Origin of the sequence: Acinetobacter sp. ANC 3832 (assembly GCF_002135415.1) — a bacterium.
Taxonomy (GTDB): domain Bacteria; phylum Pseudomonadota; class Gammaproteobacteria; order Pseudomonadales; family Moraxellaceae; genus Acinetobacter.
Window position 1 is genome coordinate 44,697 of sequence record NZ_NEGJ01000004.1, and the last position, 25,457, is coordinate 70,153.

Annotated in this window: 22 protein-coding genes; 6 read left to right on the forward strand and 16 right to left on the reverse strand. The window is 37.2% G+C overall.

What is annotated here, in order from left to right:
- Positions 1 to 11: 11 nt before the first annotated feature.
- The 5 genes from ligA to B9T35_RS06835 form a co-directional block, all read right to left on the reverse strand.
- Positions 12 to 2,042 (reverse strand): NAD-dependent DNA ligase LigA, encoded by a 2,031-nt coding sequence (ligA, locus tag B9T35_RS06815; protein ID WP_086190374.1) that lies wholly within the window; start codon positions 2,040 to 2,042, stop codon positions 12 to 14.
- Between the two features lie 93 nt (positions 2,043 to 2,135).
- Positions 2,136 to 3,164: a cell division protein ZipA C-terminal FtsZ-binding domain-containing protein gene (locus B9T35_RS06820; RefSeq protein WP_086190375.1), complete on the reverse strand. Its 1,029-nt coding sequence runs from the start codon at positions 3,162 to 3,164 to the stop codon at positions 2,136 to 2,138.
- A 1-nt stretch (position 3,165) separates the two neighbouring features.
- The gene (smc, locus tag B9T35_RS06825; protein ID WP_086190376.1) at positions 3,166 to 6,618 is read right to left on the reverse strand and encodes a chromosome segregation protein SMC; all 3,453 of its coding nucleotides are present in this window, start codon (positions 6,616 to 6,618) and stop codon (positions 3,166 to 3,168) included.
- A gap of 10 nt (positions 6,619 to 6,628) precedes the next feature.
- Positions 6,629 to 7,327, reverse strand: a complete 699-nt coding sequence (locus tag B9T35_RS06830) for a GntR family transcriptional regulator (protein ID WP_086190377.1) — start codon at positions 7,325 to 7,327, stop codon at positions 6,629 to 6,631.
- A gap of 154 nt (positions 7,328 to 7,481) precedes the next feature.
- On the reverse strand, positions 7,482 to 8,285 hold the full coding sequence (locus B9T35_RS06835) for a sulfite exporter TauE/SafE family protein (RefSeq protein ID WP_086190378.1): 804 nt from the start codon (positions 8,283 to 8,285) through the stop codon (positions 7,482 to 7,484).
- A 30-nt stretch (positions 8,286 to 8,315) separates the two neighbouring features.
- On the opposite strand from B9T35_RS06835, the gene B9T35_RS06840 reads away from it, so the two are divergent.
- From B9T35_RS06840 to B9T35_RS06850, 3 genes are all read left to right on the forward strand, one after another.
- Positions 8,316 to 9,068, forward strand: a complete 753-nt coding sequence (locus tag B9T35_RS06840; protein WP_086190379.1) for a biotin--[acetyl-CoA-carboxylase] ligase — start codon at positions 8,316 to 8,318, stop codon at positions 9,066 to 9,068.
- Between the two features lie 36 nt (positions 9,069 to 9,104).
- Positions 9,105 to 9,836 carry a type III pantothenate kinase gene (locus B9T35_RS06845; RefSeq protein ID WP_086190380.1) on the forward strand — a complete coding sequence of 244 codons (732 nt, stop codon included), beginning with the start codon at positions 9,105 to 9,107 and terminating at the stop codon, positions 9,834 to 9,836.
- A 177-nt stretch (positions 9,837 to 10,013) separates the two neighbouring features.
- Positions 10,014 to 10,706, forward strand: a complete 693-nt coding sequence (locus B9T35_RS06850) for a toxin-antitoxin system YwqK family antitoxin (protein WP_086190381.1) — start codon at positions 10,014 to 10,016, stop codon at positions 10,704 to 10,706.
- Between the two features lie 136 nt (positions 10,707 to 10,842).
- On the opposite strand, the gene B9T35_RS06855 is transcribed toward B9T35_RS06850, so the two are convergent.
- Together B9T35_RS06855 and ffh are read right to left on the reverse strand one after the other, a co-directional pair.
- Positions 10,843 to 11,421: an RBBP9/YdeN family alpha/beta hydrolase gene (locus B9T35_RS06855; protein WP_086190382.1), complete on the reverse strand. Its 579-nt coding sequence runs from the start codon at positions 11,419 to 11,421 to the stop codon at positions 10,843 to 10,845.
- Positions 11,422 to 11,567: 146 nt separating this feature from the next.
- Positions 11,568 to 12,980 (reverse strand): signal recognition particle protein, encoded by a 1,413-nt coding sequence (gene ffh / locus B9T35_RS06860; protein WP_086190383.1) that lies wholly within the window; start codon positions 12,978 to 12,980, stop codon positions 11,568 to 11,570.
- A gap of 143 nt (positions 12,981 to 13,123) precedes the next feature.
- Between ffh and B9T35_RS06865 the strand changes: the two genes are divergently transcribed.
- From B9T35_RS06865 to B9T35_RS06875, 3 genes are all read left to right on the forward strand, one after another.
- On the forward strand, positions 13,124 to 13,933 hold the full coding sequence (locus tag B9T35_RS06865; protein ID WP_086190384.1) for a cytochrome C assembly family protein: 810 nt from the start codon (positions 13,124 to 13,126) through the stop codon (positions 13,931 to 13,933).
- A gap of 253 nt (positions 13,934 to 14,186) precedes the next feature.
- Positions 14,187 to 15,773, forward strand: a complete 1,587-nt coding sequence (locus B9T35_RS06870) for an ATP-binding cassette domain-containing protein (RefSeq protein WP_086190385.1) — start codon at positions 14,187 to 14,189, stop codon at positions 15,771 to 15,773.
- Positions 15,774 to 15,832: 59 nt separating this feature from the next.
- Entirely contained in the window at positions 15,833 to 16,774 is a 942-nt protein-coding gene (locus B9T35_RS06875; protein ID WP_213033358.1) for a tRNA dihydrouridine synthase, read from the forward strand.
- Between the two features lie 132 nt (positions 16,775 to 16,906).
- Here B9T35_RS06875 and B9T35_RS06880 read toward each other — a convergent pair whose 3' ends face one another.
- From B9T35_RS06880 to B9T35_RS06920, 9 genes are all read right to left on the reverse strand, one after another.
- Positions 16,907 to 17,260, reverse strand: a complete 354-nt coding sequence (locus B9T35_RS06880; RefSeq protein ID WP_086190387.1) for an SseB family protein — start codon at positions 17,258 to 17,260, stop codon at positions 16,907 to 16,909.
- A gap of 126 nt (positions 17,261 to 17,386) precedes the next feature.
- A complete protein-coding gene (locus tag B9T35_RS06885) occupies positions 17,387 to 17,791 on the reverse strand; it encodes an NUDIX hydrolase (RefSeq protein WP_086190388.1) in 405 nt (134 codons plus the stop codon).
- Positions 17,792 to 17,907: 116 nt separating this feature from the next.
- Positions 17,908 to 19,077 carry a low temperature requirement protein A gene (locus tag B9T35_RS06890; protein WP_086190389.1) on the reverse strand — a complete coding sequence of 390 codons (1,170 nt, stop codon included), beginning with the start codon at positions 19,075 to 19,077 and terminating at the stop codon, positions 17,908 to 17,910.
- Positions 19,078 to 19,261: 184 nt separating this feature from the next.
- Complete coding sequence (locus B9T35_RS06895; protein WP_228147096.1) at positions 19,262 to 21,760, reverse strand: AI-2E family transporter; 2,499 nt, start codon at positions 21,758 to 21,760, stop codon at positions 19,262 to 19,264.
- Positions 21,761 to 21,943: 183 nt separating this feature from the next.
- Complete coding sequence (locus tag B9T35_RS06900) at positions 21,944 to 22,408, reverse strand: YybH family protein (RefSeq protein WP_086190390.1); 465 nt, start codon at positions 22,406 to 22,408, stop codon at positions 21,944 to 21,946.
- Between the two features lie 165 nt (positions 22,409 to 22,573).
- Positions 22,574 to 23,212 (reverse strand): DUF2939 domain-containing protein, encoded by a 639-nt coding sequence (locus B9T35_RS06905; protein WP_086190391.1) that lies wholly within the window; start codon positions 23,210 to 23,212, stop codon positions 22,574 to 22,576.
- Between the two features lie 122 nt (positions 23,213 to 23,334).
- Positions 23,335 to 23,922, reverse strand: coding sequence for a class I SAM-dependent methyltransferase (locus B9T35_RS06910; RefSeq protein WP_086190392.1), 588 nt, complete (start codon positions 23,920 to 23,922; stop codon positions 23,335 to 23,337).
- Between the two features lie 176 nt (positions 23,923 to 24,098).
- Positions 24,099 to 24,440, reverse strand: coding sequence for a YegP family protein (locus B9T35_RS06915; RefSeq protein ID WP_086190393.1), 342 nt, complete (start codon positions 24,438 to 24,440; stop codon positions 24,099 to 24,101).
- A 203-nt stretch (positions 24,441 to 24,643) separates the two neighbouring features.
- A complete protein-coding gene (locus B9T35_RS06920; RefSeq protein WP_086190394.1) occupies positions 24,644 to 25,099 on the reverse strand; it encodes a hypothetical protein in 456 nt (151 codons plus the stop codon).
- Between the last annotated feature and the right edge of the window lie 358 nt (positions 25,100 to 25,457).

Here is a 25,457-nt window from a genome sequence, read left to right on the forward strand (position 1 = left end):
TTCAAGTAAATTTAAGACTGTCCATATTCTTTCATGAGATCTAAGAATTCCTGTTCAGTCATCACTTGAACACCTAACTTTTCAGCTTTTTCAAGTTTAGAACCTGCTTTTTCACCCGCAACCACACACTTGGTTTTACTCGAAACACTACCACTGACACGTGCACCTAAAGCTTGTAACATTTGCGTCGCTTCATCACGTCCCATTTGGCTTAATGTTCCAGTAATCACCCAACTTTCACCATTCAAAGGCTGACGCGTTGGTGCAACGGGTGCATCCCAATGAATGCCTGCTGCCAATAATCGATCGACCACTTCTAAATTATGTGGTGCTTGGAAGAAATCAATAATCCATTCAGCGGTAATATCACCCACATCTGGTGTTTTCTTTAAAGTCTCAATATCTGCATGGCGTAATGCATCTAAAGTTTGGAAATTATTGGCAAGCATACGTGCCGTCGTTTCACCTACACCCCGAATTCCGAGTGCATAGATGAAACTAGCGAGTGTTGTTTTCTTACTATTTTCAATAGAATCAATCAGATTTTGTACTGACTTTTCACCCATTTTTTCAATGGTGAGTAATTTGTCACGATGTTCATGTAAATGATAAATATCCGCGACATCTTTCAATAAATCTAAATGTAAAAGCGATTCAGCCCAACGATCACCCAAACCTTCAATATCCATCGCTTTACGTGAAACGAAATGACGAATTGCCTCAATACGCTGTGCTGCACAATACAAACCACCTGAGCAACGCGCCAAAGCCTCACCTTCTGGCATCACTACAGGTGACGCACAGACAGGACAGTTTTCTGGAAGATAAACCTCAACAGTATCTACAGGGCGAAATTCAGGCCAAACTTTTTCAACCTTTGGAATCACATCACCACTACGGTAAACACTCACCGTGTCGCCGATGCGTACATCTAAGCGATGAATTTCACCAATGTTATGTAAGGTCACATTGGAAACCGTCACGCCACCAACTGATACTGGATTCAAGCGAGCCACAGGGGTTAATGTTCCTGTACGTCCAACTTGCCAATCAATATTTTCAACGGTGGTTAAAGCAGCAACCGCAGGGAACTTATAGGCAGTCGCCCAACGTGGTTCTCTGCTTAAAAAACCCAATTGTTGTTGTTGTTTTAAGTCATCAACTTTAATGACCATGCCATCAATTTCGACGGATAAATTTGGACGCTCTTGATTGATCTGCTCGTATTTCTCTTGCACTTCTTGAATACTGTCACAAACAAAATGAAGCTCACCAACGGCAAAACCAAAATTCGTCAACCATTCCAAACTTGCTGACATTGAGGTGATACCATGATTCGGTTCACATTGTGCAATCCCATAGGCATAGAAAGCCAATGGCCGAGAAGCGGCAACACTCGGATCTAGTTGACGTAAACTACCTGCTGCAGCATTACGTGGATTGGCAAACGTTTTTTCACCTTTGGCTTCATTCTCTGCATTCAATTTTTCAAAGCCTGCTTTAGGCATCAATACTTCGCCACGTACTTCCAATAGTCTCGGCACTTGAACTTTGTCGGATGCAAGGACTTTTGGTAAGTTACGAATGGTTGCGACATTTTGAGTAATCAACTCGCCTGTTTCACCATCTCCACGAGTCACACCACGAACTAAAACGCCATTTTCATACCACAATGAAATCGCCAGGCCATCAAATTTAAGTTCAACATCATATTGAACTTTTTGATTGGGTAAACGCTCTTCAATACGGCGCGCAAAAGCAAATAAATCTTCCTGATTAAAGACATTACCCAAAGAAAGCATCGGCACAGTATGAGTAATACTTTCAAACTTGGCTAAAGGCTTGGCACCGACTTTATTGGTTGGCGTATCTGGCTGGGTGAGATCTGGATATTGTTCTTCTAAAGCTTTAAGCTGATGAAAGAGTTGATCATATTCGCTGTCTTCAATGCTCGGTTGATCCATCACATAATAGGCATGATTATGCTTTTGAATCAGTTGAATCAGTTGACGCATTTGCGCTACAACAGCTGTTTTATCCATATACTCTTTCACCATATAAAAAGGCGGAAAGCACTTTTTGCATCCGCCCTAAATTTAACTTTTCGCTATTATAAAGCAATTTTATAAAAGCTTTTAGACTTCTTGCCCAGAACGATAATCAATGGCTTTATGACGCCAATGCTCTTTTAACTGGGGTGTAAATTCAAGATTGTTTTCATCATAAACCGTACCATCCGTCTCACGAGCAACCAGACCAGCAATACTCACCATTGTATCAAAGCCTTTTTGTACATCTGGATGAGGTAATGCAAGGAAGAACGCCAAACCTTGTACTTGTTCTCCAGATAAAGACTCTAAATCAAAACCGACAGGGCCTTCTTCAGTAATTCGAAGAACAGAGAACATTAACTGACTTTCTTCTTCAGGGTTTTCATAACGATGGAAACAGTTCATTTCACCAAAACGCAGACCATATTTCAATAATACTTTTAAGGTTTTATCGCCTGATAAAGCTTTACGTGGATTAGGATAAACATTTAGAACAATATAGGATTCTGCATTGGCTAAATCACTATCATCATCGCTACGGCGTTGCTCATGTAAATGCGCATCTAAAATACCGCTTTCTTCATCAAAATCTTGAATTGCTACAGCTTCAACATTTGGATTCAAATTCAATTGATCATGTTCAACTGAATCAGCTTTTGGCTTTTGATTCTCAACAACAACTGTAGATGTCTCTGTTGCCACTAGAAGATCTGTGGCTTTATTCTCTTCAGTTTCTGTCTGAACTTCTACACTTGCTTTAGGAGCATTAGATGCTTTCGTTTCTGCATCCACAGAAGACGGCTCAGTCGATGTTAAAGTCGCTGATGTAGAAGAAGGCTCGATAGCAAGTTCTTTTTTATCATCGACCAAATCAACAGCGTTAACCGTATTTAATTCCGGCTCTATACGTTGAGTCATACTTTTTTCTTCAGATTCAGAACCCAATTGATTTCGCACATGACGAGGAATCACAGGTAGCTGACTATCAGAATTAATATGTAATTCTGACTCCAATGAAGGCGCAGCATCATCCGATTTTCGCATCACCATTCTTAATCCAACCAGAATGATCAAGACTGCAACAACAATTCCAATAATTGTAGTGACTTCCATACTAAGACTCCGCGGCTAAACCGTACTCTCTTGCCTCTTCCAAATTTACAGTGACGAGTTTTGATGTTCCCGGTTCAGGCATGGTAACACCTAAAAGATCGGTTGCCATCGTCATTGCAACTTTATTGTGGGTAATGTAAATAAATTGAACATGTTCAGATAGTTCTTTAACCAGATTACAAAACCTTCCCACATTTGCATCATCCAATGGTGCATCCACCTCATCCAACACACAAAATGGTGCAGGATTTAAACGGAAGATTGCAAACACTAAAGCCAATGCCGTTAATGCTTTTTCACCACCTGAAAGTAATGCCAATGAGCTGTTGCGTTTCCCTGGTGGGCGAGCCATTAGTTTAACACCAGACTGCCAGTCACCTTCAAGACTTAAACTGGCTTCACCACCTTCAAATACTTTAGGAAACAAATTCTGCAACTCTGCATTAACTTGCTCAAAGGTTCCCATAAATAACTTTTTAGTCTCTTGATCGATGCTTTTCATTGCATCTTTCAACTGACCGACTGTATTTTCTAAATCTTGCATTTGATGCGTTAACTCATCAAATCGCTTAGAAAGCTCTTCATATTCTTCTGAAGCAGCAAGATTCACAGCACCCAATTTTTCAAATTGACGTTGTGCTTTTTCTAATTTCTGTTGATGCTCAGGTAAATCAATCAAGATGCCTTGTTGCACCTCACTATTCATTTCCTTAAGTTGATCTGAATAATGCTGTAAGTCTGACTTTGCTGCTTGCCAAGACAAACGTTTTTCTTCTAGTTGCGTGCGAAGTTGTTCATCATTTTGTTGATGCAAATGACGCATATCAGTGAGTTGTTGTTGCTTAGCTTGAACATTGTTCAGTTCAACCTGCCATTCAGTCCAAGTTTTCTGCAACTTTTCAGTATGTTGTGATTGTTCAGTAAATTGCGACTCTAAGCTTGGTAACTCTAACAGAATAGGATCAACAAACTTCTTCGCCTGATCCATTTGCACCAAAATCTGCTGATATTGTGCTTTTAAGAATGTGTAATCTTTTTCCAACAGCTCAATTTGTTGTTGATTTTGAACCACCAATCGACGTGTTGTTTCTAAATTTTTTTGCTTTACCAACAACTGCTGTTGTTGCTCTTCAACTTGATCATTCAGCTCATCCACCTGAAATTGGAAAGTCTTATATTCAGGTAAATGATGTTCAAGCTTTAAAATGAGTGCATGTAGATCAATATCCAAATCGTCTTTTTGCATTGCATCTTCTTCAAGTTGCAGATCCAATTGCTGTAATTGGTCTTTCAATTGCAACTTTTGTAATTCAAATGCCTGTGCCGTACTTTGTTGTTTCGCAATCTGTAGATCAAATTGCTGTAACTGTTTTTGTTGCAGTTTTAAGGTCTCTAAGTCAGCATTACTGGTTTTTTGTAAATCTGAAATTTGCGATAACAAACTGGGTAATAATGCTTCTGCTTCCGCCAATTGAGGATGCAGCTCTGATAATAAAGCTTCAATTTCTTCTAAACGGATACGATGGCTTAAAGCACCCTGCGCTGCTTGACTTGATTCATCAAAAAACAGACCAATCACCCAATCAGCACCTACATGATAGCCATCTAAACTGAGAATAGATTGTCCTGCTTTCAGTTGGGTTTGCATTGCAAGTGCTTGCTGTAAAGTTTCAGCAATTGCGACGTTATGCCACAAAGAATGTTGCGGAGACTCAATCCAATCGGCTAAACAAACCATTCCAGCAATTTGGACTTTCTCAGTGTGTGAAGAAGCTTTTAATTGTCGTGCAATACTTGCTTGGAAATCGGATGTTTCATCTACCAAATGTGCGGACAGCCATTTTGCTAAAAACTTTTCGACCAAATTTGCCTGTGCTTTACCTTGATCATTCAACTTTAAAATCTGCATCAACTGCATAGCATGAGCATTTGTTTTCACAGTGCTTTTCGCCATCAATTGATTTAAGTTTTTCTGCTCCGAGGTTAAAACATGTACTTCAGCTTTAAATGTAGAAATATGCGATTTCTGTTGTACTACCTGCTCCTGAACGTGATCTAATGCAGTTTTTGTCGTTAGAGATTTTTGTTCAAGTTCAATTATTTGTTCTTGAGCTTGATGCTTATTTTGTTCAAGTTGAGCTAGATCATCTTGCTGAAATTGATTTTGTATTTGCGCTGTTTGAGACTTTAAGGTTTCTTTTTGCTGTTCAATTCGGGCAATATTTTTGCTCAATTGTTCAAGCTGAGCCTGCATCTGTGCTTGTTGCTGTTGCTGCTTTTCAACTTGGGCTTTAACTTGCTCAAACTGTTGTATCGCATGTTGCTGTTGCAATTTTAAATCTGTAAAGCTTTGGCTACGTTGTTGTGTATCAGACTCTGAACTTTGTAATGATTCTGTCTGCGCTTCCATTTGTTGATACAAGGTTTCTAATTGCAGTTCAATCAGTTGAATTCTTTCTTTGGTTTGCGCTTTTTGCTGTTCAAGCTGTCCCAAGGTTTCTGTATTTTGCTGGAATAAAGATTGCTTCTGTTCCAAAGTCATCTTCAATTCAGCTAATTTTTTCTCTGCCTGTTGCCATTCATTTTGCAAAGGGGTCGATTGTTGAATTAAGCGTTGGAACAATTCACTGGTTGATGCTAAATCATGCTCCAATGTCGTCATATCTGAGCGAACCAATTTAAAATGCTCACTCAACTCATTCATTTGAATTGTATATTCTTCTTGTATGCGACTACTGTGCTCACATTGGAAAGATAGAATTTCAATTTTTAAAGTGCGGACTTCTGTTTCTAAAGTTTTATATTGAACTGCTGTTTCAGATTGGCGTTTTAGCGTTTTAAGTTGTGATTTTAATTCTAAAGCAATGTCTTCTAACCGATCTAAATTTTGAGTGGTATGCTCAAGGTGCTGTAGTGTTTCACGACGACGTGCTTGATAACGTGAAACTCCTGCGGCTTCCTCAATAAAAACTCGCATTTCCTCAGGTTTCGCATCGACCAAACGATTAATCATGCCTTGTTCAATAATTGCGTATGAACGAGGACCTAGACCTGTGCCTAAGAAAATATCAGTAATATCACGACGACGGCATTTGGTACCATTCAGAAAATATTCAGATTTACCATCTCGAGTGACCTGACGACGGACTGCTAATTCCGAATAGGCATTATATGCACCGCCTAACTTGCCATAGGTATTTTCAAAGCGTAGTTCCACACTTGCCATACCCACAGGTTTACGCTTGACGGTTCCTGTAAAAATAACATCTTGCATGCTTCCGCCACGTAATTGGCGTGCACTTGATTCACCCATAACCCAACGAATAGCGTCAATCACATTGGATTTACCACAACCATTTGGACCCACTACCGCAGTACGGTTATCTTTAAATTGTAATGTTGTACTATCGGCAAAAGATTTAAAGCCAGAAAGTTTTAAGCTGCTTAAACGCATAGTTTCCTAATTACCGACGCGATCTCCGCGCCCAAGCGAGTTCGATTTGTTTCATCCGTGTCAAAGATTCCAACACGAGATTGCGTAAGTGTCGACAAAAATCTTCCATAAATAAAGTGGCTTGTTGTGATTTTCGGATCAAAATTGCATCAATCACCAATTTTAATAGATCTAATGCCTCTTGAAGCTCACGTCGTGAAGTATTTAAGGTTAAAAAGTAACTGCGACGGATTGAGGGCAACAATTCTTTATAAAATTTGATGAGATAGGGATTCGCCACCATATCTTGTTGTTCAGATAAAAATTGAAAAATTCCATCGTAAAATTTTTCGGTATTGCCCTGTTTGACCTGCTCCACCAGATGATTCATAAGCTGTTGTAGGGCTTCTGCTTCATGGTTACGCCATGTCTCACTCATGCGCTGTACAATTTGCCCAAGCAATAATGCACTGGTATCAAATAATGCCCGTACTTGTTGTGCAGACATCTCTGAAACAATGGCTCCACGACGTGGATAAATTTCAATTAAATGCGTTCGTTCTAATAATAAAAGTGCTTCACGCACTGAACCTCGACTGACGTCGAGTTCTTTAGCAATACGCAATTCTTGAATTCTTTCACCTTCAACCAACTCACCACTAATTATTTGTTCACTAATATGTCGGGCGATTTGCTCTGAAAGGCTCTCTACTTCTTCTTCCAAATGCATAAATATCCTGTCTTATGTTTTTTATATCGACCAATGCCTGATCATTGTTTTATGTTTTTAACTGATTCAGGCACAGGTTTCTATATCATTGTCGGACAATTTTTATGATTTTAAGTCAATTAATGCCTTTATAAAAGCGTTACTCGTCTAAAAATTAACGCATAATCCCCTGATAAATAAAATAAAGACCGATTGTAACAAGTAGACCTGAAAAACATTTTTTTAACATTGCTGGGGATAAGGCATGTGCAACTTTTGCCCCAAATTTTGCAGTAATAAAACTCATCACGCTGATACCAATAAAGGCATAAACATGTACATAGCCAATGGTATTTGGAATATTGATCTGTTCTTTTGCCCCAAAAAACATAAAACCAATCGCACCTGCAATTGCGATCGGTAATCCACATGCCGCAGATGTTCCAACTGCTTTTTGCATAACCACGCCATTACGATTGAGATACGGCACCGTTAAACTTCCGCCACCAATCCCAAAGATAGCCGATGCAATTCCAATCACACCACCTGCAACAGTTTGCATAGGTGCTGAAGGCAATTGCTTGGTCTGATCAACCATTACATTTGCGCCTTTAAACATCTTGTAAGCAACCCAGACTGCAAATAAACCAATGATCAGTTGTAGATTTGCTCCAGAAAGTAAACCTGCTATACCCGCCCCGATAAAAGAGCCAATAACCAATCCTGGAGCTAAGTTTTTAAATACAGGCCAAAGTACTGCGCCATTTTTGTTATGTGCCATCATCGAACTAATGGAAGTCACCATAATTGTCGCCAATGATGTACCTAAAGCAAGATGCATAATCACTGAAGGGTCATAGCCCATTTGAGTAAAGACTACATATAAAATTGGTACAATAATTAAGCCGCCGCCAACCCCAAATAGCCCCGCAGCAAAACCAGCAATTGCGCCGATAGCCAAATATATGATTAACTCCATACATGTTCTTCCATTTATCTCAGATTCACCATGGATTTAGAGACTCGTCATCTTAGACAACTCCTGACCGATGCACAGCAACTTCCAGAAGTTCTATTGCTCAAACAAAGTACAACTTCAACCAATGATGATGTGCGTGAAATTGCACAAAAAGGTGTAAATACAATTTTGGTCTGTAGTGAAATGCAGACGCAAGGACGTGGACAACACCAACGTCAATGGGTTTCCCCTGTTGGTAATATTTATTTAAGCACATTGCTCGAAACGAGAACACCCTTAGATGGTCGTTTAGCTTTAGAAATTGCGTTAAATATCTTACAAATGCCAAGCTTAAAGCCGATTGAACAACTGCAAATTAAATGGCCAAATGACCTGTATAGTAAGCAAGATAAATGGGGCGGTATTTTGGTTGAACCGATCAATACGCATCAAGCCATTGTTGGTGTAGGTATCAATTTAATGCCTTTACCGCAAGAATTATTAGATCAACAAACCACATCTCTAATTCAATTGGGGCTGACTTATCCTAATCGAATCAAGATCATTAGTGAATTGTATTTAGCCATTCAGCAAGCGGGACAATGGTTTGATCATGGTTGCTATAATCTTGCTGCGCGTTTTAATAACTATGCAGCCTTTATAGATCAAGCAATTGAGTTTGAGCAAATCAATCAAACTATTACAGGAAAATTTAAAGGTATTTCTGATGATGGCTCAATCAATATTGAAAGCGAACAAGGCATCTCAAATTATTATCAAGGACGATTAAGACTTCAAGGCTAATCGTGAATAACCAGTAGAATCGTTAAGGCTAAAACAATGAAAAACTTATGGCTTGATGTGGGAAATACACGTCTAAAATATTGGATTACAGAAAATCATCAAATCCTTGAGCAGGTTGCAGAAATGCATCTGCAATCTCCTGCTGATTTGCTCCTTGGCTTAATTCAACATTTTAAAAGCCTAGATTTAGATTGCGTTGGCATTTCTTCAGTTCAGGATCAAAAGAACAATGAGCGAATTATTCAAATTCTGCAATTATTAGATATTCCAATCAGCTTTGCTCAAGTTCATGCTGAATATGCAGGTTTAATTTGTGGTTATGACCAGATCGAACAGTTAGGTATCGATCGTTGGTTACAAGTTTTAGCCGTTGCCAAAGCTGAACAAGACCTTTGTGTGATTAGTTGTGGGACAGCTCTAACCATTGATTTAACCCAAGGCTTGCAACATTTGGGGGGCTATATCGTTCCCAATTTATATTTACAAAGAGATTCACTCATTCAAAATACCAAAGGCATTAAAATTCCTGATGTTGCCTTCGCTGAGCTAAGCCCAGGGCGCAATACCATTGATGCAGTACATCACGGGATTTTTCTTGGTTTACTCAGTACAATTCGACAAGTCATGCAACAAGCACCACGTAAACTCATCCTGACAGGGGGTGATGCTGCACTTTTTGCACATCATTTAACTGAGTTTGAACCACACATCGAGCCTGATTTATTACTCAAAGGCTTACAGTTTTATATTGAAAAACAAATCATTTAAGGCAAACTATACACTAAGAGAATATTTAGTACTCTTCGTGCCTTTTCATCGAGCGACTGATTAGATTTTTTGTATAAAGCTTGGTTTATTTTCCATTCAGAAAAACTTATAAGTACTTATACAAAATTTCTAATCTTTATTTTCTAATAACAAACATTAAAATAAGTGAACTCTATAATGAAATATATTCCAACCCTCTTTACAGCAGGCATATTTAGCCTTTTGATGACTGGATGTACCAGTTTACAAACAACACATTCCAACCTATCAACTGAAGTTAAACAACAACTCAGTACTTCTGAAGCGATCGTTGCCTATTTTTCAAAAGATGCAGGCGAGGAAGCCTGTTCATGTGGCTCGACAATAGATAAAGGTTATTCTTTTGTTCCTGTTGAACATGGCTATTACCGTAAACTACTGGGAAGAGATATACAAGGACGTTTCTTATTGCAAGATTTTTATCAAGACAGCCAGAAGCCACAAACTGATCCTTTTTGGGTTATTGATCCTAAAGGCTTAAACAGTTTTGATATTCTATACACCGATGGTTTAATTACTGCTTATCATGAAAATGGTAAACCTTCATTTTCGGCAACTTATCGCCAAGGAGAACAAGTCGGAAAAGCTCAAAGCTATTATGAAAATGGACAACTGGGCGCAGAATATGAACTGACTAATCAACAAACCTATGTACAAAAGCTCTGGTATGTAAATGGTCAACCTGCTGCTGATGTGATTTCAGACTATGAAAATGAACATACGCTGCATGAGGGTAAGGTATGGGATGACAAAGGACAATTGGTTGATAATGATGAGCAAAAGTCTGAAATTATAAGCAATATTTATAAAAAAATAGAACAGACTGAATAAATCATTTTAAGTGGTCAATAAAAAGATGCCTATGGCATCTTTTTTATGTATTTCGAAATAGGCTTATTACTAAAGCGTCTTTATTTCCGCCTTAAAAGAAGAACATTCTGCAAACTATCATCTATCTATAAAATATTTAATGATTCTTTACGACATCACCAGATAATAATGGCTGTAATCTTTCCCAAAGTTGTGGAAACTCTTTTACACCATCCTCAGCCATAAAATGCTTTGCTCCCTTCACTTCGACCATTTGTGCATTTAATAAATGCCCTAAACGAATACTCATCGGTGCTGGAACAAATGGATCATCATTCGATAAAAACAAATAACGCTGTTGGATATGCGAGCGAATCATTCCATCTTGAATATTGGCTTGGTCAATAAAAAGATTCAACTCAGGTAAAGATGCAATTCTTTCATTGAAAGGTGCAATTAAAAAAATTGCTTTTAAACTTCGACCATTTAAGGCCTGAGATAAAAAATCGAGAACACTCAAGCAACCTAAACTATGTGCAATCACAATGCTTTGCTCATTCAATGGTGAAATCTGTATTTCTAAACCTTGCTTCCACTCTGCATACTGCGGTTGGTTCGCATCTTCTAAATGAACAATCTCACAAGATGAACCTGTGTCTTGAACTTTTTTTGCTAGCCACGGAAACCAATGTTTTTCGGGAGAGGCTTGATAGCCATGTACGATAAAAACGTTCATAAGTAGAGTTCTTGTTATCAATTATTATAAATTTAGCGTATAGATTAACTTAATAATTACTTGTTTTATGTATTATTTTTATAAACAAAAAAAAGATGCGCAATGCGCATCTTTTTTAGAAAAACAATCGAAATCTCAGATTTCAATTATTTTTTATCATTACCACCGAACAATGGACCCATTCCGCCAGCACCACCGCCACCGAATTGTTTCTGCATTCCACTGAGTGAACGCATCATTTTTGCCATACCAGAGGGATTAGCAAATTTCTTCATCATTTTCGCCATTTGGCTGTGCTGTTTGATGAGTTTATTCACCTCAGCCACATCCATCCCACAGCCTGCTGCAATACGCTTTTTACGGCTTGGATTCATCAAATCTGGGTTACGGCGTTCTTTAATGGTCATCGATTGAATAATCGCTTCCATTTTTTTCACTTGTTTTTCAGGGTTCGCTTGTGCAATTGCATCTTGAATGCCTGAATTACTCATGCCAGGCAACTTATCTAAGAAGCCCATCATGCCGCCCATATTATTCATTTGTTCAAATTGCATCAGCATATCTTCAAAATTGAAGCTTCCGCCTTTCTGCAATTTTTTCGCCATTTTTTCAGCTTTTTCTTTGTCGATTTTACGTTCAACTTCTTCGACTAAAGAAAGGACATCACCCATGCCCAAGATACGTTGTGCAACACGCTCAGGATGGAATGGCTCTAAGGCATCAAGTTTTTCACCCATACCTAAGAATTTAATCGGCTTACCCGTAATCGCACGAACTGAAAGTGCAGCACCACCGCGTGCATCACCATCGGTTTTAGTGAGAATAACACCTGTTAACGGTAAAGCATCATTAAAGGCTTTTGCTGTATTTGCAGCATCTTGCCCTGTCATGGCATCAACCACGAATAATGTTTCAGTTGGATTAATAGCAGCATGTAATGCTTTAATTTCATCCATCATGTCAGCATCGATATGCAAACGACCTGCAGTATCGACAATCAAAACATCATTAAAATTAATTTTTGCCTGACCAATGGCACGTTGTGCAATTTTAATTGGATCTTCAGAAGCATCAGATTCAATAAAATCAACACCGACTTCGGCCGCAACAGTTTGTAATTGTTTAATTGCTGCTGGACGATATACGTCGGCAGACACCATTGCGACTTTTTTCTTTTGGCGTTCTTTTAAGAAGCGTGCAAGTTTTGCAGCAGTGGTGGTTTTACCCGCACCCTGTAAACCCGCAAGTAAAATGACCACAGGTGGCTTAGCCGCTAAATCAAGTGTTTCATTCGCCGCACCCATCATTTTGGTGAGTTCGTCATACACAATTTTAACGAAAGCTTGCCCTGGGGAAAGCTGAGTCATCACTTCTTGACCCAATGCCTCTTCCTTAACTTTCGCGATAAACTCACGAGTTACAGGTAGGGCAACATCGGCTTCAAGCAGTGCCATACGTACTTCACGTAACGTATCTTTAATATTATCTTCTGTCAGCTGCCCTGAGCCAGTAACATTTCTTAAACTCTGCGTGAGTCGTTCTGTTAAGGTATCAAACATTGCAAAATCCGCTTAAAATGACTGGTTGCAAAAAAATCTTTCTTAAAATAGAAAATTTATGCATAAGATGCTATAGGATACTGTAGTTCGCGTAGAATTTATATCTCATAACATGAAATTCAGCATCCCGAAATAGGTTTGACATGATTAGCCTCCCCTTGGTTTATACGATTTTAGCACTAATTGCCTATACCTCTTCATTTTGGTATTTGTTTATGCACTTAATGTCTAAACGCGCTCCAAACCATTGGTTCATTGGCATCGTGCTCGGTTTAGGGTTGTTGCTCCATGCTGGTGTACTCTATAGCGATATGGTTACACCTTTTGGCATTAATTATGATGTATTTAATTTAATGTCTTTTACCTCCGCTTTAATGTTGTTATTAAGTATACTTTATAGTACGTATCGTCCTGTTATTGCACTCAATCTAATTGGTATTCCTGTCGCGGCCTTAGGTTTAATTCTCGGTTTTTCATTTAGTCAACCTCGCCAATTTATTGAACTGCATTCTTTGGGCTTAGATATCCATATTATTCTATCCCTATCTGCCTATGCTGTTTTACTGATGGCAACATTACATGCCATTTTGCTATGGTTCCAAGATCGAGAATTAAAAAATAAACAAAAACGCCGTATTTTAGTGACCCTACTTCCTTCATTCCAAGCCATGGAATCCTTATTATTTGATATGTTGGTCACAGGCTTTTTTTTATTAACATTGGCTCTCGGCTTTGGCTTTTTCACCATTGATAATTTCTTCGCTCAGCATCTTGCACATAAAACTGCTTTCAGTATTGTGTCTTGGTTTGTGTATGGCTCGTTGTTGATTGGTCATTATAAATTCGGTTGGCGTGGACAAAAAGCCATTCGCTTTACCATTATTGGTTTCTTCTTATTAGCAGTAGGATTTATCGGTTCAAAATTTGTATTAGAAATGATTTTAAATAAATAAAAATTCATTTCATCATTTATCAAAGCATTTAAAATCTATAATTTTTCTGATAACGATCAAAAATAGATCACCCATCAGACATCTGTTATACTTTTTAAAATTCTTCCCCTCTTAAGAGTAACGCCAATGAAGTAAGTCTTATTTTCTCCGTCAAATCGAATTTATTTTTTCTGACGTGCAAAATAAACTTATTTTTTGCTTTATCTGTACTATAAAAAATTTATTTTGTATGTCCTGTATTTAGGAGTCTTGAATGACCCAACAGGCGTGTATCGTAAAAAATCTCAGTGTACAATTTACACATGAAGCTCTTTTTCAACAATTAAACTTTCAACTTCCATATGCTCAATGTTCAGCGCTTATTGGACGTAATGGTCAAGGAAAGTCAGTACTCATGTCCTTGCTCAATCAAATTCAGCAACCGAGCTATGCCAGCGGTGAAGTGAATTGGCAGACCAATTTTTCTTATTTGACACAATTTGAACGTCTGAGTAAAGGCAGTATTGCCGAAGCACTTGATGTGGCTGAACTGTATGCTTGTTTTCAACGTATTGAACAGACGACGGCAAGCTTTGACGATTATGATCATGTAGAACATGCATGGCATCAGCCGATCGAATGGCAACAATTACTGGAAAGTGCAAATTTACCCACTGATCTATCAACGTCAGTCAAGCAACTGAGTGAAGGTCAAAAAACCAAATTAGCGCTGTGTCGTTTATTCTTACGTACCGATGATTATTTGCTTCTTGATGAACCGAGTAATCACTTAGACAGTGAAAGTCGTGAGTGGTTGAGTCATAAAATACTTCAGCATCCTTCGGGTTGTTTAGTGATTAGTCATGATCGAAAATTGTTAAATCAAATTTCCAACACCTTTGTTTTAAATAATTTCGGATTACATTACTTTCATTGTCATTATGACGAATATCAAATGCAGGTGGAGCAACAAACCCAAGCTTTACAGCGTGACGTCACGCAAGAAAAACGTGAACTTAAACAGCGACAAGTACAACAACATCAACAATTGATGAAAGCTCAAAAAAGGCAAAAAACTGGACAAAAATTACGTGATTCAGGTTCACAAGCCAAAATTTTGCTCGATTTTAAAAAAGAACGCGCCAGCCAAACACAATCTGGAATGGCACAGCAACAATTGCGTCAAAAGCAACAAGCTCAACAGGAGCTTAAATATAAACAGCAACAACTAGAACACATCAAATCACAAAGGTTTATTTTTAATTTTCCACAAAAACAAACAGGTGAAATTCTTCGCCTGAAAGATGTGGTTTTACCTTATTCCTCTGCTACACCGATCTCTCTTGCATTGTCTAGTGGGGATAAAATTCAGTTACGAGGTCGAAATGGTTCGGGTAAATCCACTTTGCTTCGCATCATCAACGGAGATCATTTTGCTCAGTCAGGGGAAATATTAAAACGTGCATCATCTTTATATTTAGATCAAAATTTTAGCTTACTTCAAGCGGAGCTGAATGCGATAAGTAACATACAATTATTTAATGCTACTTTGTCTGATGAAGAATGTCGTAATCAATTGGGGCAACTTCGAATACGTAGAGACAAATCACTCCTTCCTGTCTCTGCACTCAGTGGGGGTGAACAACTTAAAGTTGCTTTACTTTGCATTAGTCTCTCTACACAGCCTGTTGATTTACTCTTACTCGATGAACCCGAAAATCATTTAGATATTGAATCTAAACTACTATTCGCACAAGCGATCCTTGATTTTAAGGGAGCTGCCATTCTGGTTTCACATGATGAGCAATTTGTAGAAGATTCCCATATACAGATGCATTTCGATTTAACCCAATCCAGATAGACTAGACAGCTTGATACTATTTGCGTATAACACCTTTTTTCTATTCTGAGGTCAGAACATTGAAACTCATCCTTGCACCGATGGAAGGCTTAACCGATCCAATCATGCGTGATGTCCTCACGTCTGTGGGAAGTTTTGACTGGTGTGTGACTGAGTTTATCCGTGTAACTAACTCTGTTTTACCTGATCATGTTTATCATCACTACTGCCCTGAATTACTCAATGGTGGAAAAACTGCTGCTGGCACACCTGTACATGTGCAATTTCTAGGAAATGACCCAGAAATGTTGGCAGCCAATGCACTTAGAGCTGTCGAGTTGGGTGCACCTGCAATTGATATGAATTTCGGTTGTCCTGCAAAAACAGTGAATCGACATCGTGGTGGATCGGTACTTTTAGATGAACCTGAAGTCGTTCATGAATTAGTGAAAGCCGTACGTGATGCGGTACCTAGCCATATTCCTGTTTCGGCAAAAATGCGTTTAGGTTATATGGATAGAAATTTCACTTTAGAAAATGCACATGCCATTGAGGATGCTGGTGCGGCTTGGGTCACTGTACATGCTCGAACAAAAGCCGATGGCTATACGCCACCTGCATTTTGGGATGTGTTACAACCGATCAAAGAAACTTTGAAAATCAATGTCATTGCCAATGGTGAAATTTGGACCAATGCCGATGCTAAGCAATGTCGCATAGAATCAGGTTGTAATGATTTAATGATTGGTCGTGGTGCGGTAACGACACCTGACTTAACCCAATGCATTCGTCAAAACACAGATGAGCCACTCATTACATGGACTGAGTTATTAGAACTACAAGTTCGTTTTTTAAATGGTCCATATAAAAAAGAAATTAATATGGTCGGTCGTTATAAGCAATGGATTGGGATGATGTCTAAGCATTACCCTGAAGCGAAAGGCTTATGGGATGAAATTAAGCGTCTAAAAAAGTTAGATGAAATTATTGAAAAATTAAAACTGCAAAATTCAATCGTTTAATTTCAAACAAAGCCTACAATGAATAGCATTTAACATGAGATTGAATAGACATCTTACATAACGATTAACCACATTTTATTTCCTTTTTAAAGCGAAATAAAAACTATGTAAGACATCTGTTCAAAGATTTCTTTAGTCAAAGCTTTCAAGAATAGATAGGATTTCATCAAGTAAAAATTCTTTTGAAATTTCGGATGTTGGATTCAACACTAAAGTTGCTCCTTTGGTCATTTCAAAGAGTTTTTTTGTATTTAAAATGACATACTCTGTGTCTTCACCTAAATCAGTCTGAATCATTTCTAAGCTTAAGAAAAATGGAATCGCTTGATCCCCTTCAGGCGTTTCTAGCACTCTAAATTGAATGTTTTGAGCAGCATCTTGTGTACCCAAACAATAAACATTTGATTGTAAAAGTTGTTCTATAAATTCTGGAATGAGCTCATAATTTTCTTGAGTTTGAGTAAAAATTTGTTGTAAGTTTTGCATTTATTATCTTTAAGTTTAATTTTTTTAAATATACATTATTCGCGGTAAATATGGAACTGACCTGATTCATCGGGGATTATTGTATTAAATATATTTTAGATAATAAACATGAGTTTCCTCAATTTTTTAAAAACTATAACTTAGCACTGTTCCATTAAAATTTAAACAATCTTCTACACGCACTCTTTGTACTTTGGACAGCTCATCCAAATTAAACCAACAATGCTCAGAATGCTCTGTACTTAATTGAATCTGAGCGTGTTCAGCTAAATGGCAACGAAAAATAAAAGTATGAGACGTTACGGATGAGTGAAAGTAAATTCCTGATAAATAATCAATCTTGATTTCACACCCTAACTCCTCCCAACATTCACGGATTAAAGCATCGTGAATGGTTTCACCCATATCTAAGCCACCACCAGGCAAACCCCAAGTACAATCTGCATAGGTGGCTTTTAACAATAAAACTTGATGCTGTTCATTTAAAATAACAGCATGCGAGCTTAAACGATAAAAATCATGGAATCCCATCACTGATCCTATCCATATATTAGGCATTCTGTATCAATATTCAGAACCTCTTTATCTTTCTCCTTTAAGGAAAAATCAAGAGGTTTAAAACAAGAAGTCTATTTACCTTGTTTAATCTAACGAGCCAAATAACATTTCGAAAACATTAAGCGCAAAGCATAAACAATCGACATTGCAAAAATGCTATAACCAATCGCTGGAACAAATATTGGAATGCATAGCACCACGATTGTCGTTAAAGGATACAACCATTTTTTGATGCCTTGTAAATGATGTACTTCATGCAAAATCCATAAACTCGCTGTATAGATTACCAATGGAACAGCAACAAGATAACCCGCCAATCGATTTGAAATTTCAGCATGTCCCACAGCGACATCAACCGATGCCGCTAAACTTGCACCAATAATGGCAATACTAATAAAAATAAAGAAATGTCCATATCCCCAAGTAAATGCCCTTTTTCGGCTATTTAAACGTTCTGCTACTTCATGATCGAAATACGCCCACCACATGGTAAACACCATGATTAACCCGCCAATCATGAGAAAAACCAATTCAGTGCTGATGAGTTGATGGTCCAAAGCATCTGCAATCGCAGCATAACTACCAACAATCGACTCACCAAGGACGATAATCGTGAGGAGTGAATAACGTTCTGTAATATGATGGGGATGCCACGGCGTCATATTGGATGATTCCGCAATAATCGGAACACTTAATTCAGCAATCACCAAAAGAATAAAAATCAAAATTGAAAAATTAATCGGTGCAAAGTGAAATAACATCCATCCAATTTGCACGAGAATAATACCTATTGCATACCGAATCGCTGTTTTTCGTCTTGGAAGATCATTCTTGGCAACACGTATCCATTGTGCGACTGAGCCTAAGCGCATAATCACATAGCCAATAATAATGACATCAAAATTCTGGTGTTTAAATACAGCAGGTATTCCCGCAGCAATGACCAAAGAACCAACGATTTGGATAAACGTCATGATTCGATAAGCAGCATCGTCATTATCATAGGCTGATGCAAACCATGTGAAATTCATCCATGCCCACCACAATGCAAAGAACACCATTAGATAGTTGGTGAAACCAAATTCCAAATGATTTTCAATCATTGTGTGATGTAACTGTTGCCCTGCGGTTGCAATCGCAATCACAAAAATTAAATCAAAAAGCAGTTCTAAAGAGGTTGCAGCACGATGCTTTTCATGGGGGTTACGTGGCTTGAGTGGTTTAAGCCATTCATGTGGAGATAAAAACGGATGAGGCATGGAATTTCTACTTTTTTATTTTTCAATATTGGATTAAATTTTTTCAAATTCTGATGAAATACACAAGCTCTTTTTAGATATCACATACAGATCAGTAGGCATCTTATAGAGGGATCAATAAGTACTCTATCCAAAATTTCTCATAAATTTAAACTGATCTGTATGGCGTTACATTATTTTCTTCCTAAACCACATCATCAAGACTCGTGAATGGTTCATGCTCTAAATTTTTAATTTCCTGCAGCTTCGCATCTCGTTTCTTTTCATCACCCAATGTTTGCATTAAATCTGAAGCAAGTTCATGTAAAAGACTTACATCATCGCTATCTAAAATGCGGGGTTGTTTATCCAAAATAGATAAACTACCTAAAACAATCCCTTTTTTATTTCTTAATGGGACACCTGCATAAAAACGAATGTGATTTTTACGTAGCTCAGTATTATCTTCAAAACGTGGATCACGCTTGATATCCTCAATAATTAAGTCTTCATCTTGATAAATGAGATGTGTACACACAGATTCTATACGCGGGATTTTTGCATTCATTAAATTTTGCCGTGGATAGACAAAAGGACTCGCTGGAATATTCACCCAATCTTGATCAACCCATGAAATTTGAGCGAAACTCACATCAAATGCTTGGGCTGTTTCTTCAATATATTGCTCATAAATCGGTAAATTTTTCTCATTCAAAAGATCAACTTGATGTAAAGCCTCCAAACGTTGTGGCTCATCGTCACGAAGCAATTGTGGAATAGGATTCTGCCCATCCTGAATTAAAAAGGCTTCAACTGTGAGAATTAACTCATTTACATCATCGACAATCGCATCCACATCAAAGCGTTTTTTAACTTCATCTTGAATATTATTAACATCAGAATTCCATGTTGCAAAAATCAATTTAGCATTTGCAAATTTTTCTCTCACCCGTTGATGAATTAATCGAATTTGTGGCAACGGATTTTCATGAAAGATTGAAATACAAATCATATCAGCATCATGAGGAATCTCATCTAAAGCATTCAATTGTGATTGAATCATGGCTTGAGGAATGCTCGCTGCGGCAATATTTTTTAACTGTAATGCATGTGCCATCATTGCTGAAACTTGCACATCAATTTCCCAACGAGCTCCAATACAAAAGACTTTAGCCGTATTAAAAACAATCTCAGGTGTATATTTTTTTTGAAAATCTCGATTAAATAATTTTAATCCTTGATTCATTCTTAAGCGATGTTCCGCAGTGGCTGCTTGATTATGACTCGTTGAAAAAAGTACGATTGCAGGTATTGCAACCTCCTCATAAAAATCAATAATTTTACGGATAACAATAATCTTACTTGGTTTTTTAGGAAGCTCTTGCTCAACTGACTCAATTGCAACATCCATGGCAGCATCCACATCATCAGCAACCAAGCGTTGATAAAAGCGTTCAGGTGGTTTTAATGCGGGGGTGTTGCCAATCAAAACTTTTACAAAAGCTAATGCAGGTACATAATTTGATAACACTAGAATACAAGCGGTTAAAGGTGTTGAAAGAATTAAACCAATCGGGCCCCAAATGGTTGTCCAAAATGTTGCAGCAACCATAATCGCTAAAGTTGATAACCCTGTACTTTCACCGTAAAGCCATGGCTCAATAATATTATTAGTAATTAATTCAAGTACAAGAACTAAGGTCAAAGCCCATAACACCATGCTCCAACCTGGATCAACAGCAAAGGCTAAGGTAATGGGGAAAACAGCTGAAATCAGGGGCCCTACATAAGGCACAAATCTCATGACCACGGCAACCATGCCCCACATAATCGCAGCAGGTACACCAATAAACCACAGCCCAATTGCCATTGGCACACCGTAAGTCATATTGACGATTAACTGCATGCGTAAATATTTTCCAATTCGGTTGGCCGCCTCATCTAAAGCATCTGTACCGACATTGAGGTTCGCTCCAAATAACCGCAGTAAACGATCATGTAAATCTTTTCGATCCAATAAAATTAATACAACAAAGACAAAAACAATCCCCGCAGTCGTCAGTGGGCTTAAAACTTTTTCGCCCCATGCAACCACGGATTCAGCCATCGAATGATTTTGATCAACCACCTCTACTTGTTGTATGTTCGGATTATCTTGTTTTTTTTGATTGGCTGTTGTGACTGAATGTTCAACTGTTTCAATGGTTGTGATGGCTCCGTCCCAAATACTTGGTCCTTTGGCATAACTTTTAATTGAGTTTAATTTTTGACTGATTGTAGATTGATATTGAGGAAGCTCCTGACTTAAATCACCTAATTGAGAAACTAAATAGGTCGCTGCACCACCTAAAATCCCCAAAGTACAGAGCACCACCAGTGCAATAGAAGGCAATTTAGGTAAACCCATTCTTTTTAAACGAGACACTAATGGATCAAGCAAAAATCCAAATAAAATCGCAAGTGCAAGCGGAATTAAAATCTCTTTCCCGACATAAAGCGCGATTACAATAATTGCAGCGATGACAAAACCTGACATCACTTTAACGACTGTTGAAACTTCAGTTATCTGTTGTAATTTAGAGAGAAGAATAGGCGTCGAGTCTTGAGATCCATCTTTCCTACTTTCGGGATTCAACATGGAATTCTCTTGCTTTAAGACTGAACGTTTTTCTGGACGATCATGATTATTTTCTTGTTTTTCCATCTCATTCGTCCTGAGCAAACTGTTTAATTATTTAATTTTATTCTTTGGCAAATTTTTGTGTCTTACAAAGGTATTCCTGTAACTAAATTGAAATTTTTTATATTGTCCTTTTCTTTTCGCATAAAAAAGCCTTGTTATTGAACAAGGCTTTTTTTCAACTCTTTTGCTTTATAAATTCAAATACTAAACAACCAACCTTAATTTAGACTCATCTTTCAATATCACACCCTTTCCCGTTTCCATATCAATCGGCATTGAAATATGTTGATGTACGACAAGCCAATGTCCTTCTTTCTTCTGTAAACATAACGTCGTTCTACACCACGGCATTTGTAACTTACCTTTTAAAGCGGTATTTTCTACTTTTGAATGGCAATGTAAAATAGCAAGTTCTTCTGAAGCATAAAGTTTAACGTCACGTCGTGAAATATGCATATTCTCATTAAAATATGGGCTAAATTTTTCCCATTCAGTTTTATACTGATGAATACCATTGAGCTGAGAACTGACATCAAACATACTGACATCGTTAGCACATTGATGTACTAAATCATCAATCTGCTTACCAACGACAGCTTTATCCCACAATTGAATTTGTTGTATCACTTCTTGGGCAATATGACTATCGCCTTCAATTTCAATACGCATATCGTTTTAGCCTCTACTTATTCTTATTTATTTGTGATGAATTTAACACTTTTTAACCAAAGTGTTAATTAAATTAATTATTATTTTTTGTATTTCATCTGAAACAATATGTATTTCATCGTTTTCAATTCTTTGTTTTATAAAAATATTTAAAACTTAATTTATCTATTCTAAAATTATTTCGACCATTTTCCAGTGAAATAGATGGCGTTGGAAAATAAAGCGTGTTTTTTGAAAAGATCCAACAGGTACTGTCACAGAAAAGCTATTCATACTGACATATTGTGCTGTCATTTTTGAATCATGTTCTTTGCTCTGAATCTTCTTCTCTATTGTGCTCTTTTCTAGCGTACTGTTTTCTACGACATTCTTTTGTACCGTACTGGCTTGAGGGGCTATTAATGGATTATCTTGCTGAAAATACTGCCTGATCATCTGAATTTGATCCAACTGAGGAATCTCAATGGATTCTTTTAACTGTTTCCCCTGCAATAAAAGGGCAATAGCTTGTGGTGTCACAGCAACATCAACAACTTGATTACTTAGCTTTTCAGTCAATTTCGTAGCATATACAGCCAATGGGTTTTTACTATTTTCTAAACCCAACTTATGATTCAATTGCTGATGAATTTGAGGTTTTAAACTACTTTTTACCGCTGGATAATTAATATATTGTGAAATTTTTCCTGCTTGATTATTCTTAATCGCTTGATTGATTTGATATAACATCCAATACGGAGATGCAAACCAACAAATAATAAAAAGGGTAATTAATAATCCAAAAGTGATTTTAATTTTTTCCATATCAAATACCCTTATCTAAAAATTCATTTTGTTTCAAATAGATTAATGGATGATATTAAATCTGGTTTTTCCTAAAGACAAAGTTTCAAAACGCTATGCAAGATCTATATTGTCGATTTAACTTATATTTTAACAGCAATACCTTGAACCACTGAACCTATTCCTGTGTGATATTTACCTTCAATAATTTCACGAATGGTTTGATGTAACTTTAAAAATTTAAGTGCTGATAGATCTTGTTCTAAAGACTGTTTCGTGGTCATGGTTTCTATTGATTTGCCACCACCTGTGCCTAATTCAACTTGCTCTGGCGTATATGCTTCAATTAAATACACGCCATTTTCTTTTAAACCCGCCACCACTTGTTGATGAATCCGTTGGCGTTGAGATTCAGTTAATGGACAGAAAATAGAAATAATACCATCCCACGTATTGGCTTCAATTTCATAACTGTCTAAATCTGCTTGAATCGTTGTAATTTTGACACCTTTTTCTTGCGCCAATTTTTGTGCTTTTTCCAATCCAACACTTGAACCATCAACAGCCGTTACATCATAACCTTGCTGTGCTAAAAAGACGGCATTGCGCCCCTCTCCCTCAGCTAGACTCAGTACTTTTCCTTTTGGAATTACTTTGAAATTTTCAACAAGAAAATCATTCGGTTGTTTCCCATAAGCATATTCCTCTTCAGCATAACGCTCATCCCACATACGCACTCCAACTCTTTAAATTAATGTATCGTTTGAATACTAAAATTACTCGTGAATAAAAATATAGCAATAAAGACCTTATCTCAAAATTAAGAATCTCTTTATTTAAGATACCTAATTTATAAAAAGAAAAAGCACGTATTCACGTGCTTGAGTTCTAAATTTTAGATATTAAATTAAGCATCTACAGTTAAATCTTTAATCTTATCTGATGGGCCATTTTTCTTTACTGACTCAATTCCATTATCTCGAGCACTTTCGCTTGCATAGAATTGACTGGTACCAATGATTTGATGGTTTGCTGCTTTTAAATTAAAGTAAGGTTTACCATTTTTTGCTTCTAAACGATCATAGCGAGCATCATCTGGACTATTTTTTTGTACAGATTCAATGCCATTGTGAGCAGAAGCTTTGGCTTTATAAAGTTCACTGGTCAGAATAACTTCGCCATTCCCTGCTTTTAAAACAAAGTGATATTGACCATCTTTTGCTTTGCTAATTTCATACCATCCTGACATAACTAACCCCTTATTTGTTTTGCGTTTTTTATGAATTTTCAGCGCCTTATTGAATAAAAATTACGCTATCCATGTCAAATATAAATCACTTCTGACCATTACTAAAGCTTATTTTGTTAATTCTTTTGTATATAAAGCTCATAGAGATATTGATATTTCTCTTCCCATTTGAAGGTGATTCTAAAGTAAGTCAATATTTATTATTAATCAAAATCCCCTGTAAAAGCATAAGATGGATATTCCCCTTTCATCAAATGCTCAACTTCTACATCATTGCCACGTAAAAAGTTTTCAAGACAGGTTTTAAATACATCAAAAGGTAGATCTTTATGATCAAAACTGGGCAATTCTTCCGATTTAAACAAGCCAAAGAAACTCGATTTTTGTTGCTTCTGATAAAGCTCAGCATGTGCCATAAAGTTAAATTCTTGATGGCTATAAACAACAAATAGACCACCAAACGTACGACCCGTTTGTTGTTGCTCAATTTGGAAAAAGGGAAAATTACCATTTTGATCTTCAGTACAACCCCATGCAATTTGTTGCTGCCAATCAATTTGATCAAAAGACTGTAAAATCTGTTGAGTTGAATTTGACTCAAATTCACGTTTGATCATGTCTAATGCTTGAAAAAGCTCGATGCTGATTTTATAGCTCATCTTATTTTTATTTCCATTCTGCGATGCCTTAAATTATCATCATCTTATTCAATTAAAATGTATGAATTTTATTTAAAAATAATCAACTAAAATTCCTTAATCAATGAGCCTCTTGTATAAGTCAGCTTTTAATCAACATTCATTCACAATGGATTTCCTCTCTGCTTTTTAAAGAAAGAGTTAGGGAGAGGACTGTCTTTAGTTCAGCATTTACCCTCATCCTAACCTTCTCCGTGAGGGAGAAGAAACATTCAATATGAATCAAATATTATTTCCACTTCTAAAATTTTGTTCGCTTTTTGACTAGTGCCAGAAATCTAATATTTTACATCGAAAATTTTATTCGAATAAGCAAATA

Excerpts from the sequence above, each read along its gene's own strand:
- ligA (WP_086190374.1), bottom strand. The coding sequence starts at position 2,042 with ATGGATAAAACAGCTGTTGTAGCGCAAATGCGTCAACTGATTCAACTG.
- B9T35_RS06820 (WP_086190375.1), bottom strand. The coding sequence starts at position 3,164 with ATGGAAGTCACTACAATTATTGGAATTGTTGTTGCAGTCTTGATCATT.
- smc (WP_086190376.1), bottom strand. The coding sequence starts at position 6,618 with ATGCGTTTAAGCAGCTTAAAACTTTCTGGCTTTAAATCTTTTGCCGAT.
- B9T35_RS06830 (WP_086190377.1), bottom strand. The coding sequence starts at position 7,327 with ATGCATTTGGAAGAAGAAGTAGAGAGCCTTTCAGAGCAAATCGCCCGA.
- B9T35_RS06835 (WP_086190378.1), bottom strand. The coding sequence starts at position 8,285 with ATGGAGTTAATCATATATTTGGCTATCGGCGCAATTGCTGGTTTTGCT.
- B9T35_RS06840 (WP_086190379.1), top strand. The coding sequence starts at position 8,316 with ATGGATTTAGAGACTCGTCATCTTAGACAACTCCTGACCGATGCACAG.
- B9T35_RS06845 (WP_086190380.1), top strand. The coding sequence starts at position 9,105 with ATGAAAAACTTATGGCTTGATGTGGGAAATACACGTCTAAAATATTGG.
- B9T35_RS06850 (WP_086190381.1), top strand. The coding sequence starts at position 10,014 with ATGAAATATATTCCAACCCTCTTTACAGCAGGCATATTTAGCCTTTTG.
- B9T35_RS06855 (WP_086190382.1), bottom strand. The coding sequence starts at position 11,421 with ATGAACGTTTTTATCGTACATGGCTATCAAGCCTCTCCCGAAAAACAT.
- ffh (WP_086190383.1), bottom strand. The coding sequence starts at position 12,980 with ATGTTTGATACCTTAACAGAACGACTCACGCAGAGTTTAAGAAATGTT.
- B9T35_RS06865 (WP_086190384.1), top strand. The coding sequence starts at position 13,124 with ATGATTAGCCTCCCCTTGGTTTATACGATTTTAGCACTAATTGCCTAT.
- B9T35_RS06870 (WP_086190385.1), top strand. The coding sequence starts at position 14,187 with ATGACCCAACAGGCGTGTATCGTAAAAAATCTCAGTGTACAATTTACA.
- B9T35_RS06880 (WP_086190387.1), bottom strand. The coding sequence starts at position 17,260 with ATGCAAAACTTACAACAAATTTTTACTCAAACTCAAGAAAATTATGAG.
- B9T35_RS06885 (WP_086190388.1), bottom strand. The coding sequence starts at position 17,791 with ATGGGATTCCATGATTTTTATCGTTTAAGCTCGCATGCTGTTATTTTA.
- B9T35_RS06890 (WP_086190389.1), bottom strand. The coding sequence starts at position 19,077 with ATGCCTCATCCGTTTTTATCTCCACATGAATGGCTTAAACCACTCAAG.
- B9T35_RS06895 (WP_228147096.1), bottom strand. The coding sequence starts at position 21,760 with ATGGAAAAACAAGAAAATAATCATGATCGTCCAGAAAAACGTTCAGTC.
- B9T35_RS06900 (WP_086190390.1), bottom strand. The coding sequence starts at position 22,408 with ATGCGTATTGAAATTGAAGGCGATAGTCATATTGCCCAAGAAGTGATA.
- B9T35_RS06905 (WP_086190391.1), bottom strand. The coding sequence starts at position 23,212 with ATGGAAAAAATTAAAATCACTTTTGGATTATTAATTACCCTTTTTATT.
- B9T35_RS06910 (WP_086190392.1), bottom strand. The coding sequence starts at position 23,922 with ATGTGGGATGAGCGTTATGCTGAAGAGGAATATGCTTATGGGAAACAA.
- B9T35_RS06915 (WP_086190393.1), bottom strand. The coding sequence starts at position 24,440 with ATGTCAGGATGGTATGAAATTAGCAAAGCAAAAGATGGTCAATATCAC.
- B9T35_RS06920 (WP_086190394.1), bottom strand. The coding sequence starts at position 25,099 with ATGAGCTATAAAATCAGCATCGAGCTTTTTCAAGCATTAGACATGATC.